We start from the raw sequence: 15,354 nt of genomic DNA on the forward strand, positions 1-15,354 counted from the left end.
CGGCGGCATCACCGGCGGTAGTTGGGGGCCTCGACGACCATCTGCAGGTCGTGCGGGTGGCTCTCCTTCAGGCCGGCGGCGGTGATGCGGACGAACTTGCCGTTCGCCTTGAGCTCGGCCACGGTGCGGCCTCCGACGTAGAACATCGACTGACGGAGACCACCGCTGAGCTGGTACACGACGTTGTTGAGCGCGCCGCGGTAGGGCACCTGACCCTCGACGCCCTCGGGGATGAGCTTGTCGTCGCTCGGCACGTCGGCCTGGAAGTAGCGGTCCTTCGAGTACGACGTGTTCTTGCCACGCGTCTGCATCGCACCCAGCGAGCCCATGCCGCGGTAGTTCTTGAACTGCTTGCCGTTGACGAACACCAGGTCGCCAGGGCTCTCGTCGCAGCCGGCGAGCAGCGAACCGAGCATGACCGTGTCGGCGCCGGCCACCAGGGCCTTGGCGATGTCGCCCGAGTACTGCAGCCCACCGTCGGCGATGACCGGGACGCCGGCCTCGCGAGCGGCGAGGGACGCCTCGTAGACGGCCGTGACCTGGGGCACGCCGACGCCCGCGACGACGCGGGTGGTGCAGATGGAGCCCGGACCCACGCCGACCTTGATGGCGTCGGCGCCGGCCTCGATCAGGGCCTGGGCGCCGCTGCGCGTGGCGACGTTGCCGCCGATGACGTCGATGTGCGCGAAGCTCGGGTCGGCCTTGATGCGACGGATCATGTCGAGCTCGCCCGAGCTCTCGCCGTTGGCGGTGTCGACCACGAGCACGTCGACCCCCGCGTCGCGCAGGGCGCTGGCGCGCTCCCACGCGTCGCCGAAGAAGCCGATCGCGGCGCCGACCCGCAGGCGGCCCTCGTCGTCCTTCGTGGCGTCGGGGTACTTCTCGCTCTTGTCGAAGTCCTTGACGGTGATGAGGCCGCGCAGGTGCCCGGACTCGTCGACCAGGGGAAGCTTCTCGATCTTGTGCTGCGCGAAGATGGCGATCGCCGAGTCGGGGTCGACGCCCTCGGGCGCGGTGATCAGCGGCGCCTTCGTCATGACGTCGCGGACGAGCGTCGTCGACATCTCGAACGGCGAGACGAATCGCATGTCGCGGTTCGTGATGATGCCGACCAGCGTGCCGTCGCCCTCGACGACCGGCAGGCCCGAGACGCGGAACTGCCCGCAGAGCGCGTCGACCTCGGCCACCGTGGCGTCGGGCGTCGTCGTGACGGGGTTGGTGATCATGCCCGACTCGCTGCGCTTGACCTTGTCGACGTGCGCGGCCTGGTCGGCGATCGAGAGGTTGCGATGGATGATGCCGATGCCGCCCTGGCGCGCCATGGCGATGGCCATGCGCGACTCGGTCACGGTGTCCATCGCGGCCGAGAGCAGCGGCACCGCGACCCGGATGCGCTTGGTGAGCTGCGACGAGGTGTCGGTCTCGCTCGGGATGACGTCGGTGCGGCCCGGAAGCAGCATGACGTCGTCGTAGGTGAGTCCGATGAATCCGAACGGGTCCGGCTGGTCCATGAGTCCCCTTCGAAGGAGCGAGATGAGGGTGGGTGGGTTGGCACCGGATCGCCGTCGAGCCCGGTAGTCGATATTAACCCAGCCCGCGCCTCCTGCATTCCTCTCGGCGGCGCACCCGCCGCATCGCCGAGGAGGCGCGCGCGGCCCCCCGGGACGCAACGGAACGGCACCGTTACCGATCCGACACACGGAAGATTCGTGATTCTCGCTCGACATGGGGGATTCTGTACCGACTCCACTCCGTCGCGCACCTGAAACATGCTCGACACACAGCGGAGTTACTGTCAGCGACGACGACGCCCCGGGAGCAGAACGAGACCGCCCGAATCTCGACGGGGCGCTTCCCACCAGGAGGTTTTGTGAGACTCTCGACGACCATCGCGTCGCGGCCACGGCTGCGGCAGTCCCTGATCGTGACGGCCTCCGCCGTACTGCTCGGACTCCTGGCGACCTTCATGGGGGCCTTCGCCCCGACGGCCGCCCACGCCGCGGCCGCCGCCTGCACCACCGACGCGACGACCGGCTGCATCCAGGGAACGATCAACGACAGCGAGCGGGAACCCGCCTCGGGCGTCGACGTGACCGCGACGAACGCGACCGGCGACGAGCAGACCGCGACCACCGACGACACCGGTCGGTGGAGCATCGCGGTGACCGAGGCCGGCAGCTACACCGTGACGGTCGACCAGGACACCCTGCCCGACGGCCAGTTCCTGGTGAACGCCGACAACGCCGAGCGCACCGTGACCGTGAACCTCGGCGCCACGGCGAGCGCCCTGTTCGCCCTCACCGCCGAGGAAGGCGCCACGAGCGGAGCCGCGACCGCGTCGAGCTTCAACTGGGACCGCTTCGCGCAGCAGTTCGCCTCGGGCATCCGGCTCGGCCTGCTGCTCGCCCTCGCCGCCATCGGCCTGTCGCTGATCTACGGCACGACGGGCCTCAGCAGCTTCTCGCACGGCGAGCAGGTGACCCTCGGCGGTCTGCTGGCCTACTCGTTCACCTCGATCGGGGTGCCACTGATCCTGGCCGCGGTGCTCAGCACGGTGATCTGTGCGGCGACGGGCTACCTGCAGGACCTCGCGATCTGGAAACCGCTGCGGAAGCGCCGACTCAGCCTCACGCAGCTGATGATCGTGACCATCGGCCTCTCGATCGCCCTGCAGTACGCCTTCCAGTACTTCTACGGCGCCGGCACCGTGCGCATCGACCGCGACAACCCGACCACCGTCGACTTCCTCGGCGTGACCCTCACCGTCCAGTCGTACGTCGCCATGGCGATCTCGGTGGTCGTGCTGGTCGGCACGGGACTGTTCCTGCTGAAGACCCGCACCGGCCGCGCCACCCGCGCCGTGTCGGACAACCCGGCCCTCGCCGCGGCCTCGGGCATCGACGTCGACCGCATCATCCGCCTGGTCTGGACGCTGGCCGCCGGCCTGGCCGGCCTCTCGGGCGTCATGCTCGGCCTCGTGCTCAACGGCGTCAACTGGATGACCGGCCTGCAGATCCTGCTGCTGATCTTCGCCGCCGTCACCCTGGGCGGCCTCGGCACGGCCTTCGGGGCCCTGGTCGGTTCGCTGATCATCGGCATCATCGTCGAGCTGACCAACATCTGGCTGCCCGGCGACTTCAAGTACGCGACGGCGCTGCTGATCCTGATCCTGATCCTCGTGTTCAGACCACAGGGCATCTTCGGGCGAAAAGAACGAGTGGGCTAAGGGGACACGACCATGTACTTCATCGAACTCCTGCGGGCGCTGAGCGCCGAGGCCCTCGCGCCCACGACGGCCGCCTTCGCCATCGCGGCGATCGGCCTGAACATCCACTTCGGCTTCACCGGCCTGATCAACATGGGCCAGGCGGCGTTCCTGCTGCTCGGTGCCTACGGTTTCGCCATCTCGATCAGCAACGGCCTGCCCCTCGGGCTCGCCGTCATCATCGCCCTGCTCTGCTCGTTGGTCTTCGCGCTCATCCTCGGCGTGCCGACGCTGAAGCTGAGGGGCGACTACCTGGCCATCGTCACCATCTGTTCTGCCGAGATCATCCGGTACGTGGGACGGTCGAGCATCCTGACGACCACGACGGGTGGCTCGAACGGCATCCCCGGGGCCTCGTACCGCGAGGCCTTCACCGCCCTCTCGCCGCTGCCCGACGGCCAGACGACGATCCTGTGGTTCACCTACGAGAACAACGGCGTCAACGGCTGGTGGATCCGCATCGCCGGCTGGAGCATCGTCGCCCTCCTCAGCCTCCTGGTCTTCCTGCTCAGCCGCAGCCCGTGGGGCCGCGTGCTCAAGGGCATCCGTGAGGACGAGGACGCCGTGCGCAGCCTCGGCAAGAACGTCTACTCGTACAAGATGCAGGCGCTCGTGCTCGGCGCGCTGATGGGGTCGCTCGCCGGCATCATCTACGTGCTGCCCAGCTCGGTGCAGCCCGACAGCATGGGACGGTCGATGACCTTCTTCATCTGGACGGCCCTGCTGCTCGGTGGTGCCGCCACCGTCTTCGGCCCGGTGCTCGGAGCGATCCTGTTCTTCGTCACCCGCCTGCTGGTGCGCACCCTCGCCGGCGACTTCATCCCGTCGAGCATCATGAACGGCCAGCAGGCCGAGCAGTTCTCGTACATCCTCGTCGGCATCGCCCTCATGCTGCTGATCATCTTCAGGCCACAGGGCATCCTCGGAAAGAAGAAGGAGTTGGCGTTCAGTGTCTGACACCTCGAGCACCACCAACGGACCGGCCTCGAGCGGCAGCACGCTGCCCCGACGCGAGGGCTACGACTACGACCGCAGCGTCCTGCGTTCGAAGCTCACCACCGTCGAGCGGACCCCCGGGTCGGCCAAGCCCGACCCGATCCTCACGGTCGACAACGTCGTCCGACGCTTCGGCGGCATGACCGCCGTCGACGTCGGCCACGTCGAGGTGCAGCGCGGTGCCATCACGGCGCTGATCGGCCCCAACGGCGCCGGCAAGACGACCTTCTTCAACCTGCTGACCGGCTTCGACAAGGCCTCGTCGGCCCCCACGGCGTTCAAGCGCAGCGGCCCGGGCGTCGCGAAATGGGTGTTCGAGGGCAAGGCCATGGGCAACGTCGGCGCCGCCAAGGTCGCCCGCTCGGGCATGGTGCGCACGTTCCAGCTCACCAAGGCGCTCTCGCGGCTCACGGTGATGCAGAACATGCTGCTGGGCGCGAAGGACCAGCCCGGGGAGAACTTCTTCGTCGCGATCGTCGCGCCGCTCTGGCGCAAGCGCGAGCGCGAGATCGAGGCCAAGGCCGAGGACCTCCTCGCCCGGTTCAAGCTGCTCGAGAAGAAGGACGACTTCGCCGGCAGCCTCTCGGGCGGCCAGCGCAAGCTGCTCGAGATGGCCCGTGCCCTGATGAGCGATCCGGCCATGATCATGCTCGACGAGCCGATGGCCGGCGTGAACCCGGCGCTGACGCAGTCGCTGCTGGGGCACATCCAGAGCCTGCGCGACGACGGCACCACGGTGCTCTTCGTCGAGCACGACATGCACATGGTCCGCCACATCTCGGACTGGGTGATCGTCATGGCCGAGGGTCGCATCGTGGCCGAGGGCCCGGCCGACACGGTCATGGACGACCAGGCCGTCATCGACGCCTACCTGGGCGCGCACCACGACACCGACCTGGGCGACGACTCGCTGCTCGACGACGCCACGCTCGAACAACTCGAAGAAGAGGTGGCACGCGAGGACGCGGCCCGCGCGGCCGAGGCGACCAGCGCCTCCTCGTCGACGGGCGGCGTCGCCGGACGCGACCTGCCCGGCCACCCCGACCCCTCGACCCCGCAGGCCACGAACGCGGCCGACGACCAGCTGTCCGACGGACGGCAGAGCGGAGACAAGCGATGAGCACGGCACAGGACGGCGCGGGCGCCACCACCGCGGCCAAGCACCCGGGCACCGAGAAGTTCGCGGGCGTCGAGCCGGTGATGAACGCGACGGACCTCGTCGCGGGCTACCTGCCCGGCGTCAACATCCTCAACGGGTGCGACCTCGTCTGCTACCCCGGCGAACTGATCGGCATCATCGGCCCGAACGGCGCCGGCAAGTCGACGCTGCTCAAGGCGCTCTTCGGCCAGGTCAAGATCCACTCGGGATCGGTCACGCTCGGCGGCACCGACATCACGAACCTCAAGGCCAACAAGCTGGTCGAGGCGGGCGTCGGCTTCGTCCCGCAGACCAACAACGTGTTCCCCTCGCTCACCATCGAGGAGAACCTGCAGATGGGCATGTTCCTGCGGCCCAAGAAGTTCGCCGAACGCCTCGAGGTCATCTACGACCTGTTCCCGGTGCTCGCCGACCGTCGCGGCCAGCGTGCCGGCTCGCTCTCGGGCGGCGAACGGCAGTCCGTCGCCATGGCCAGGGCCCTGATGATGGACCCGAAGGTGCTGCTGCTCGACGAGCCGTCCGCCGGCCTGTCGCCCGTGCGCCAGGACGAGACGTTCATCCGCACCCGCCGCATCAACAAGGCCGGCGTCTCGGTGATCATGGTCGAACAGAACGCCCGCCGCTGCCTGCAGATCTGCGACCGTGGCTACGTCCTCGACCAGGGCCGCAACGCCTACTCGGGCACCGGCCGCGAGCTGGCCGACGACCCCAAGGTCATCGAGCTCTACCTCGGCACCCTGGCGAAGGACGTCGACGCGTCCTGACGCCCCCGGTGGTGCCCTGAGGCCCCGATCACGCCCCGGCGTGGTCGGGGCCTCGTGCGTGCGTCCGGCGCCGGCGCCGGCGTCGGGCGCCGGCGTCGGGCGCTGGCGTCGGGCGCTGGCGTCGGGGACGCGGGTGCTGCGCGCCGCGTTTCGTGCAGCGCACCCGGTCTCGACGCGGTGCGGTGCACGAAACGCGGTGCGGAGGGAGTGCGACGCCACGCCCGGTGGGGCCAGGGGACGAGGAGGCGCGGCCCCGGAGGGCGCGGACGTCGCGACCGTCCTGCGGCCCGCCTCCGCGCCTCCCTGGCACGCAGAAGGGCCTTGGCGCCGGGACGTGCCGTCGTGCACACCGCGTTTCGTGCAGCGCACCCGGTCTCGACGCGGTGCGGTGCACGAAACGCGGTGTGACGAGGTGTGGGGCGGGGCGGACAGGTGCGGGGCCGAGGCGGAGACCCGACACGGCGCCCCTCGGCACGCCGAAGGGCCCGGCACGATGACTCGTGCCGGGCCCCGGGTGGTGCGAGGTGCCGTTATTCGACCTTGCCCTCGATGCCGGTCTGGTAGACGGGCTTGTTGTCGTCGTCGAACGTGTAGACGCCGATCGAGGCGGACGACGGGTCGTTGTTGTCGTTGAACGCTCCGATGCCCGAGGGGCCGGTGTAGTGGATGTCGTCACCGGCGTCGAGCGCGGTCTTGCAGTCCGCGTACGTCGTGCACTCGGTGCCGCCGTCGGCGCCGGAGACCGCGGCCATGTTGGCCTGGATCGTCCCGGCGTCGGTGCCGCCACCGGCCTGTGCCGCGAGAGCGGTCAGGATGACAGCGTCGTACGACTCGGCCGCGTACGAGAAGTCGGCCAGGTCGCCGCCCTCGCTCGCCTTGTAGCCGGCCACGAGCTTCGACTTGAAGTCGGCGCTCGCGTCGGCACCGGGGATCGTGCCCTTGGCGCCCGCGAGGGTGCCGGGCTCGAAGTCGGCGCTGTAGTCGGCCGTGTTGCCGTCGGACATGTAGACCTTGCTCATGTCCCAGCCCTGGCTCTTCAGCTCGGGCACGATCGACTTGGTCTCGTCGAAGGCCAGGATGACGATCGCGTCGGGCTCGGCGGCGATGGCCGCCGACACCTCGGACGAGAAGGTGGTCTGACCGGGAGGGAACTCTTCGCCCTTGCCGGTGCCGCCGTACACGACGGTGCCGCCCGAGCTCTCGATCGACTTCTGCGTCGAGTCGCGCAGACCCGTGCCGTAGGTGTCGTTGAAGACGAGGAACGCGACGTTGGCGTTGCCGTCGGCCGTGATCTGCTGGCCGAGCGCCGAGCCCTGCACCGAGTCCGGCGGAGCGGTGCGGTAGTAGTAGGACGAGTAGCCGCTGAGCGAGCTCGCCGTGTTGGCGGGCGAGATCTCGATGATGCAGTTGCTGGTGAGCTGGTCGACCACGTTGAGCGTGACGCTCGACGACTCGGCACCGAGCACGACGGGCACCTTGGCGTCGATCAGCTGCGTCGCGGCGTTGCTCGACACGGTCATGTCGTTGCTGTCGCCCGAGTCGGTGCTGGTCGAGATCTCGGCCGGCTGGTCGAGCACGCCGCCGGCGGCGTTGATGTCGCTGATGGCCAGGTTGGCGCCCGCGATGGCGGGCGGGCCGAGGTAGGCCAGGGTTCCGGTCAGCGGCAGCATGGTGCCGATCGCGAAGGGATCGGTGCTGGGCGTCCCGACCTCGCACTTGGCGGCGGGATCGGCCTTGGCCGACGACGACGACGAGGCGTCGTCAGAGGGAGATGCCGTCGAACAGGCAGCGAGCAGCACGGAGGCTGCGCCGGCGAGAGCCAGTGCTCGGAGGGCGGTGCTGGATCGGATCATCCGTGGAACCCTTTCGTGGACAGCGGCAGTGCAGCCCGACCGGTGGCGGTCGAACCTGCCGCGATTGGTCCGAAACTAGGGGTCGAATGTTTCTGGCGTGTGTTCTCGACGTCAAAGTGACGTTTCGTTAGCCATTCGTGACTTTGCGAGGGATGGTCGCTTCTAGGCGGTCGGGGCCACGGCGAGGGGCCGGCGTGATCGTCGCCCCGCACGGACCATGTCGACGGTCAGCACGATCGATGCGACCCAGACGATGGCGAAGCCGACCCACCGCGCGGTCGACATGTGCTCGCCGAGCACGACGACCCCCACGACGAACTGCAGCACGGGAGCGACGTACTGGGTCAACCCCACGGTTGTCAGGGGCAACCGACGCGTCGCCGAAGCGAAGAGCAACAGGGGCACGGCCGTGATCACGCCCGTGCCGATCGTGGCGAGGGTGTGCCCGACGCTCACGGTGCCGAGCACGACGCCGCCGCCGAGGCCCGTCACGTGCAGCACGATCAGGGTGACGGCCGCGAAGGGGGCGATCCAGAGCGTCTCGAGCGTGAGCCCGCCGACCGCGTCGACCCGACCGCCGACCTGCTTCTTGACCAGGCCGTAGAGCCCGAACGAGAACGCGAGGACGAGCGAGATGAACGGCGGCCGGCCCGCCCCGACGGCGATCACGAGGACGGCGACGGCGCTCAGCCCGACGGCCACCCACTGGGTCGTGCGGAGACGCTCGCGCAGCACGACCACGCCGAGCAGGACGGTGACGATCGGGTTGATGAAGTACCCGAGCGCCGCCTCGACCACGTGCCCGCTGAGCGTCGCCGAGATGAAGACCGTCCAGTTGACGACGATGAACGCGCCGGCCACCCCCATGGTGGCCACCAGGCGCGGCTGTCGCAGCAGGGCCAGGAACGAGCGCAGCGCCCCCGTCACGACGAGCAGCACCGCGCAGAAGACGAGCGAGAAGAGCACCCGCCAGGCGACGATCTCGAACGGGCCGGCCGGGGCCAGCAGCAGGAAGTACACCGGCAGGACGCCCCAGAGCCCGTAGGCCCCCAGGGCGTAGGCGAGGCCCGCCCCGCCGGCCCCGTCGACGCCGAGCCCCGAAGTCGGGGCGGAGGGGGACGAGGAGGCGCGGGTCGAGGTCACCAGGCGACTCTAGGTGGCTGCGCCCGCCGCCGGAACGGCCACTCCTGCCACCGTGGATCGATCGACGGACGACGACGCCTGGGGACGGGCCCTCGTCGGCCGACACGGTGCCGACACGGCGAAGGCCCCTGCCGGAGCAGGGGCCTTCGGGACGGCGACCGGGGTCGCGGAGCACGGCCGGAGCCGTGCCGTGGTGCTAGCGGACGATGACCGCCAGGACGTCGCGGGCCGAGAGCACGAGGAGGTCTTCTCCGCCGTACTTCACCTCGGTTCCGCCGTACTTGCTGTAGATGACCTTGTCGCCGGTGGCGACGTCGAGCGGCACGCGGTTGCCGTTGTCGTCGATGCGGCCCGGGCCGACCGCCACCACTTCACCCTCTTGGGGCTTCTCCTTGGCGGTGTCGGGGATCACGAGACCCGAAGCAGTGGTCTGCTCGGCTTCGACCTGACGAATGACGATGCGATCTTCGAGCGGCTTGATGCTGACCGACACGGGTGACCTCTTCTTTCTCGGTGCTACGAAAACATGGGGGCTGGCACTTGCCGGGGGCGAGTGCCAGAACAACTGTAGGACGAGACTGGCACTCGGTCAATCCGAGTGCCAACGCGTCTGCCCGCGTGCGTCACACTGGACGACATGGATTCCTCCGAGCTGCTCGAAGTCCTCTCGCCCGAGGGGCTGCGGCTGCTCGACTCGCTGCCGGCGGGCGGCGCCTCCGGTGACGACGTCGTCGGCACGGTGGCCGCGTTGCGCAAGCAAGGCCATTCCCCCGCCCTCGTGTCGGCGGTGCTCACGCAGGCCCGGCTCCGCGGCCGGGCCGTGGCCAAGTTCGGCGAGTTCGCGAGCCGCATGCTGTTCACCGAGGCGGGCCTCGAACAGGCCACGCGCCTCCCGGTCGCCGCCCGCCACGCCGGACGCTACGCCGCGGCGGGGATCGGCAGCGTCGCCGACCTGGGCTGCGGCATCGGGGGCGACGCCCTGGCCTTCGCCGCACTCGACCTCGACGTGCTCGCCGTCGACCGCGACGAGGTGACCGCGGCCGTCGCCTCGTACAACCTCGCGCCGTGGCCGTCGTCACGGGTCGAGCAGGGGGACGCCGCCACGACCGACCTCGCAGGCGTCGAGGGGGTCTTCCTCGACCCGGCGCGACGGACGTCCGGCCACACCGCCACCAAGCGCCTCGCCGATCCGGCCGACTGGTCCCCCGGCCTCGACGTCGCCTTCGGCTTCGCCGACCGCCTGCCCACCGGGGTCAAGCTCGGTCCGGGCGTCGACCGCGAGCTCCTGCCGACGGACGCCGAATGCCAGTGGATATCGGTCGACCGCGACGTGGTCGAGGTGGGCGTGTGGTTCGGGCCGCTCGCGCGGCCGGGAGTGGGCCGGTCCGCCCTGGTGATCGGCGCCTCCGGGGCGTCGGAGTTGACGGCCGCAGCCGACTCGGACGACGTCGACCCGGGCGACCTCGGCGAGTACCTCTACGAACCCGACGGCGCGGTGATCCGGGCACGCCTCATCGGCGACCTGGCCCGCTCGATCGACGCCCGGATGATCAGTCGCGACATCGCCTGGTTGACGACGGAGGCGCGGGTCGACACCCCCTTCGCGCAGGGATTCCGCGTGCTCGAGACGTTCCCGCTCGACGAGCGGACGCTGAAGCGCGAGCTGCGGGCCCGGGGCATCGGGCGACTCGAGATCAAGAAGCGCGGAGTCGACGTCGACCCCGCGACGTTCCGCAAGCGACTCTCGTTGCAGGGGACCGGGTCGGCGACCCTCGTCCTCACCCGGGTCGCGGGGCGGCACACCGCCGTGCTCTGCGAGCGCCTGGTCTGACGCCGGGCGGGACGCGAGAGCGGCGGGTCTCGCTGCTGCCCGACCCCCGCCGTCGCGCCCTCGTGGTGACGCACGAGTGGGCAGAAGACGCTTCTCGCCCCTGCGGCGACGCCTCCTGCCCACTCGTGCCCCACCGAGGTGGGGCCGGACTCAGTACCCGCCGTAGTAGTCGGAACCCGACGAGAAGCCGGCGATGAAGAGGCCGAAGGCGATCCAGCCGATCACGATGAGCACGACGCCGGCGTAGCCGACGATGAGCCCGGTGAGCCAGAACCCCCTCGCGTGACGCTCACGCGACATGCCCAGGTGCCCGAGCACGATGCCCGCGATGGAAGCCACGATCGAGAGCCCGAAGGTGACGGGTGCGAGCACGAGACCGGCGATCGAGCCGATCATCGCCAGGAGGCTGAGGAGGCGCGGGGGCTGTGCGGCGCCTGCCGAGGCGTACGGCGGGTAGGGCGAGCCGTAGGCCTGCTGGCCGTACGCTCCGCCGGGCTGGCCCTGCTGGCCGTACGGCTGCTGGCCGTAGGGCTGGCCCTGCTGACCGTAGGGCTGCTGTCCGTACTGTCCGACGGGCTGGCCCTGCTGGCCGAACGACTGCTGACCGTACGGCGCACCGGACTGCCCGGAGGGCCGCTGCCCCTGAGGCTGTTGGCCGTAGCCCTGAGGCTGGCCGTACCCCGACTGCTGGCCCTGAGGCTGGCCTTGGCCCGAGGGCTGCCCCTGTGGCTGCCCGTAGCCAGGTCGCTGACCCTGAGGCTGCTGGCCGTACCCCGGCTGCTGGCCGTACCCGGGCTGCTGCCCGTAGCCCTGCGGCCGGTTCTGCGCCTGCTGCCCGTAGGCCTGCTGGCCGTACCCTGTCGACGGCTGTGCACCCGGCTGGCCGTAGGGCGGCCGGGGCGGCTGAGGAGCACCCGGCGGGACCTGACCCGGACGGGACTGCGGCGCCGGGGCGCCCTGGGGTGCCCCGTACGGCGCCGACCCCGTCGGCGGCACGCCGGCCCCGGCGTAGGGCGACGACGCGGGCGGCTGGGACGACGGCTGCTGTGACGCGGCTCCCGGGAAGGCGGTGGGAGGCAGCGGCGGTGAGGCGGTGGCCGCGTCGCCACCCTCGGTCGGGCGCGTCGGGGGCGCGGTGGGTGCCGCGGGCGGCGTCGGAGCCGAGGGCGCGGTCGGCGCCGAGGACGGCTTCTCGGGGGTGGTGTCGTCGGTGGCCATCAGCTGCCTTTCGCGAGCGGTGCGTCGGTCGTGCCACCGGAGCGGCCGGTCACACCCGTGACGGTCGCGTCCCGGGACACGAAAGGGCCCGCACCGTCCGGTGCGGACCCCGTCATGCTAGCGAGGCCGCCGATGAGCGGCCCCTGGGAGGCAACGCCCTCGGGGGCGTGCCCGCGGCCTCAGGAGTTGTAGCTGCCGTCGTAGAGGTCGGGGTTGCTGGCGATCGCACCGAAGACGACGAAGAGCAGGATGATCGTCAGGATCGTCAGCGCCACGACGACGTAGCCGAGGATGAGCCCCGTCAGGGCCATCCCCCGGCCCTCTTCGCCCCGCTTCTTGATCTGGCTCAACGCCATGTGGCCGGTCACGATGGCACCGATGGCCGTGATCGAGGTCACGAAGCCCGCGATGCCGAGGATCATCGACACGAGGGCGAGGGTGTTGCGCTGACCGGGACGAGCGCCGTTCTGCCCCTGGTACGAGGGCTGACCACCGGAGGGCTGCCCCGGGTAGGCCGGCTGCTGGCCCTGGTAGGGATTCTGCGGAGAGGGCTGGCCGTGGGGGGCGGGGTTCTGGTCGGTCATCGGAGACGTCCTTCTGCTGAGGGTCGGCCGGTGACGGCCGCGGTCGGTCGAGCGCCCATGCTATCGGCGACCCATGGCCTGCGACCGGGGGCCGGCCGCCCGGGCCCCGCAGCGGGTTCAGACGGCCTGGACCGTCGTCACGGGCAGCGTCGAGTCGGCCCCGAAGTCGAGAGGCGAGGGCGCCCGACCCCGCGACACGAGCTCGGCACCGAGTGCCGCGATCATGGCACCGTTGTCGGTGCAGAGCGAGAGGGGCGGCACGCGCAGCTCGACCCCGGCCGCCGCGCAGCGTTCGGCCGCGAGCTCGCGCACGCGGGCGTTGGCCACGACTCCCCCGCCGAGCAGCAGGCGGGGGACGCCCCGGTCGGCGCAGGCCGCGAGGGCCTTGGTGAGCAGGACGTCGGCGACGGCCTCGCGGAAGCTGGCGGCGACGTCGGCGACGGGCACCGCGCCTCCTTCGCTGCGACGCTGTTCGACCCACCGGGCGACGGCCGTCTTCAGCCCCGAGAACGAGAAGTCGTACCGGTGCTTCGCGAGGTCCTTCGGGAGGGTCAGCCCGCGCGGGAAGCGGACGGCCCTCGGATCGCCGCCTTCGGCGACGCGGTCGATCTGCGGCCCGCCGGGGTAGGGCAGGCCGAGCAGGCGGGCCACCTTGTCGAACGCTTCACCCGCGGCGTCGTCGATCGTCTCGCCGAGCAGTTCGACGTCGTCGACGAGGTCGCGCACGTGCAACAACGAGGTGTGACCGCCCGAGACGAGCAGCGCGATGGTCGGCAACTCGAGTTCGCTGCCGTCGGCGCGGAGCACGTCCGCCCCGACGTGGCCGACGAGGTGGTTCACGGCGTAGAGGGGCTTGCCCGTCGCCAGGGCGAGGGCCTTGGCGGCACCGACGCCGACCATGAGCGCCCCGGCGAGCCCGGGTCCGCTCGTCACGGCGATCGCGTCGAGCTCGGCCGTCGTCACGCCGGCCTCGGCGAGCGCTGCGGCGAGGGCGGGCTCGAGTGCCTCGAGGTGTGCGCGCGCGGCGACCTCGGGCACGACGCCGCCGTAGCGGGCGTGCTCGTCCATCGACGACGAGATGACGTTGGCGAGGAGGGTGCGTCCGCGGACGATGCCGATGCCGGTCTCGTCGCAGCTGGTCTCGATGCCGAGCACGAGGGGCTCGCGGACGGCGGGCTCGGCGGCCGCCTGCTCGGCGGCGGACGAGGAGGCGCGGGTCGCGGTCACGGGCGGACGTCCTGTTCGTCGAGGGGCACGTCGTCGATCGGCTCGAGGGGGCCCGCGGTGGTCTCGGTGACGGCCGGCGGGACGCGCAGTCGCATGACGACGGCGTCGACCCCGTCGGGCATGTAGTACCGGGCACGGACGGCGATGCGCTCGAAGCCGAGCGTCTCGTAGAGGTGCTGCGCCCCGGGGTTGTCCGCCCGCACCTCGAGGAACACCTCGCGCACCCCGCCGTGACGGGCCTCGGTGAGCAGCTGGGTCAGCATCGCCCGTCCGAGCCCGCGCCCCTGGTGCTCGGCGAGGACGGCGATGGTCTGGATGTCGGCCTCGGGAGCCCCTTTGAGCGCCAGCATGCCCGCGTAACCGATGACGGTGGTGTCGTCGCCCTCGGCCGTGGCGACCAGGTAGCGACCGCCGGGGGCGGTGAGCTCGTGCGTCATGCTCGCCCGCGACCAGGCGTCGGTGAGGAACGTCGACGTCTCGATGGCCATGATGCCGTCGAGGTCGTCGAGGGTGGCCGTGCGCAGCAGCACGCTCACTGCGTGACCGGCTTCGGGCCGGCCGACGGGGTGACGTCGGGTTCGCGCAGGTACAGCGGCTCGGCGGCGGCGAAGGCGCGGCCGTGCTCGAAGAGCCGCTCGGCGAGCATTCCCAGCGCGGCCGCCGAGACCGTCGTCGCGTCGGGGTCGGTGCGCGGCCAGGACGAGGAGGCGCCGGTCGCCTCGTCGAGGTCGGCCGGCCTCACGAGGGCGGGGCGGGCCACCAGCACGGGCAGGCCGTCGTCGTCGAGCCCCGACCACGAGCTGTGTGCCACCTCGCGGCGACGGGCGTCCGTGACGACGACGAGCGGCGAGTCGACGGACCCGCCGGCGGTGCCGACGGAACGGCCCGCCGCCGCCGAGAGCCGTTCGAACGCGACCGCGTCGTGGCTGCCGACCGAGAGGCACGGCACCCCGGCACCGAAGGCGAAGGCCCGGGCGGCGGCGATGCCGACGCGCAGGCCGGTGAAGGGGCCCGGGCCCCGACCGGCCACCACGGCCGAGAGCTCGGACGGGGTCACGCCGGCCTCGCGCAGGGCGTCGTCGATCAGACGGCCGATCACCTCGGCGTGTCGCCGGGTGTCGGCGACCGTGTGCTCGGCGAGGACGCCGCCGTCGCGGTCGACGACGGCGACGGACGAGCCGGCGGAGGTGTCGATGGCCAGGATCACGGGGTCAATCGTAGGCGGTGTCGACGAGGCGACCCGCGCCTCCTCGACCGGTCGCCCGATCGACCCCGGACCGGACGCGACGACGCCCGGCACCACGAGGTGCCGGG

General features: G+C 71.0%; 14 protein-coding genes. 5 read left to right on the plus strand and 9 right to left on the minus strand.

From position 1 onward, the window contains the following. Nucleotides 1-8 precede the first annotated feature (8 nt). Nucleotides 9-1,511: an IMP dehydrogenase gene (gene guaB, locus ACIOSR_RS11965; RefSeq protein ID WP_402752739.1), complete on the minus strand. Its 1,503-nt coding sequence runs from the start codon at nucleotides 1,509-1,511 to the stop codon at nucleotides 9-11. Nucleotides 1,512-1,870: 359 nt separating this feature from the next. Here guaB and ACIOSR_RS11970 point away from each other — a divergent pair, with 359 nt between their 5' ends. The 4 genes from ACIOSR_RS11970 (at nucleotide 1,871) to ACIOSR_RS11985 (ending at nucleotide 6,184) form a co-directional block, all read left to right on the plus strand. Next, the gene (locus tag ACIOSR_RS11970; RefSeq protein ID WP_056043445.1) at nucleotides 1,871-3,226 is read left to right on the plus strand and encodes a branched-chain amino acid ABC transporter permease; all 1,356 of its coding nucleotides are present in this window, start codon (nucleotides 1,871-1,873) and stop codon (nucleotides 3,224-3,226) included. A gap of 12 nt (nucleotides 3,227-3,238) precedes the next feature. Then, on the plus strand, nucleotides 3,239-4,222 hold the full coding sequence (locus ACIOSR_RS11975) for a branched-chain amino acid ABC transporter permease (protein WP_056043448.1): 984 nt from the start codon (nucleotides 3,239-3,241) through the stop codon (nucleotides 4,220-4,222). Nucleotides 4,223-4,265: 43 nt separating this feature from the next. Continuing rightward, nucleotides 4,266-5,381 (plus strand): ABC transporter ATP-binding protein, encoded by a 1,116-nt coding sequence (locus ACIOSR_RS11980; protein WP_123571475.1) that lies wholly within the window; start codon nucleotides 4,266-4,268, stop codon nucleotides 5,379-5,381. A gap of 80 nt (nucleotides 5,382-5,461) precedes the next feature. Continuing rightward, nucleotides 5,462-6,184: an ABC transporter ATP-binding protein gene (locus tag ACIOSR_RS11985; RefSeq protein WP_043595993.1), complete on the plus strand. Its 723-nt coding sequence runs from the start codon at nucleotides 5,462-5,464 to the stop codon at nucleotides 6,182-6,184. 530 nt (nucleotides 6,185-6,714) lie between these two features. On the opposite strand, the gene ACIOSR_RS11990 is transcribed toward ACIOSR_RS11985, so the two are convergent. From ACIOSR_RS11990 to groES, 3 genes are all read right to left on the minus strand, one after another. Further along, on the minus strand, nucleotides 6,715-8,037 hold the full coding sequence (locus ACIOSR_RS11990) for an ABC transporter substrate-binding protein (protein WP_056043452.1): 1,323 nt from the start codon (nucleotides 8,035-8,037) through the stop codon (nucleotides 6,715-6,717). A gap of 162 nt (nucleotides 8,038-8,199) precedes the next feature. Further along, a complete protein-coding gene (rarD, locus tag ACIOSR_RS11995) occupies nucleotides 8,200-9,180 on the minus strand; it encodes an EamA family transporter RarD (protein ID WP_082460051.1) in 981 nt (326 codons plus the stop codon). A 196-nt stretch (nucleotides 9,181-9,376) separates the two neighbouring features. Then, nucleotides 9,377-9,673 (minus strand): co-chaperone GroES, encoded by a 297-nt coding sequence (gene groES, locus ACIOSR_RS12000; protein WP_043595988.1) that lies wholly within the window; start codon nucleotides 9,671-9,673, stop codon nucleotides 9,377-9,379. 144 nt (nucleotides 9,674-9,817) lie between these two features. Between groES and ACIOSR_RS12005 the strand changes: the two genes are divergently transcribed. Beyond that, complete coding sequence (locus tag ACIOSR_RS12005; protein ID WP_402752740.1) at nucleotides 9,818-11,011, plus strand: SAM-dependent methyltransferase; 1,194 nt, start codon at nucleotides 9,818-9,820, stop codon at nucleotides 11,009-11,011. Nucleotides 11,012-11,161: 150 nt separating this feature from the next. Here ACIOSR_RS12005 and ACIOSR_RS12010 read toward each other — a convergent pair whose 3' ends face one another. The 5 genes from ACIOSR_RS12010 to tsaB all read right to left on the minus strand — a co-directional run bounded on the left by ACIOSR_RS12010 (nucleotide 11,162) and on the right by tsaB (nucleotide 15,247). Next, nucleotides 11,162-12,229 carry a DUF4190 domain-containing protein gene (locus ACIOSR_RS12010; protein ID WP_402752741.1) on the minus strand — a complete coding sequence of 356 codons (1,068 nt, stop codon included), beginning with the start codon at nucleotides 12,227-12,229 and terminating at the stop codon, nucleotides 11,162-11,164. 179 nt (nucleotides 12,230-12,408) lie between these two features. Next, nucleotides 12,409-12,813, minus strand: coding sequence for a DUF4190 domain-containing protein (locus ACIOSR_RS12015; RefSeq protein ID WP_123571267.1), 405 nt, complete (start codon nucleotides 12,811-12,813; stop codon nucleotides 12,409-12,411). A gap of 117 nt (nucleotides 12,814-12,930) precedes the next feature. Continuing rightward, nucleotides 12,931-13,968 (minus strand): tRNA (adenosine(37)-N6)-threonylcarbamoyltransferase complex transferase subunit TsaD, encoded by a 1,038-nt coding sequence (tsaD, locus tag ACIOSR_RS12020; RefSeq protein ID WP_173154850.1) that lies wholly within the window; start codon nucleotides 13,966-13,968, stop codon nucleotides 12,931-12,933. A 68-nt stretch (nucleotides 13,969-14,036) separates the two neighbouring features. After that, nucleotides 14,037-14,570: a ribosomal protein S18-alanine N-acetyltransferase gene (gene rimI / locus ACIOSR_RS12025; RefSeq protein WP_173153387.1), complete on the minus strand. Its 534-nt coding sequence runs from the start codon at nucleotides 14,568-14,570 to the stop codon at nucleotides 14,037-14,039. A 2-nt stretch (nucleotides 14,571-14,572) separates the two neighbouring features. Beyond that, complete coding sequence (gene tsaB / locus ACIOSR_RS12030; RefSeq protein WP_159824993.1) at nucleotides 14,573-15,247, minus strand: tRNA (adenosine(37)-N6)-threonylcarbamoyltransferase complex dimerization subunit type 1 TsaB; 675 nt, start codon at nucleotides 15,245-15,247, stop codon at nucleotides 14,573-14,575. Between the last annotated feature and the right edge of the window lie 107 nt (nucleotides 15,248-15,354).

This window comes from Frigoribacterium sp. NPDC087798, assembly GCF_044742985.1.
In the GTDB taxonomy this organism is placed as follows: Bacteria; Actinomycetota; Actinomycetes; order Actinomycetales; family Microbacteriaceae; genus Frigoribacterium.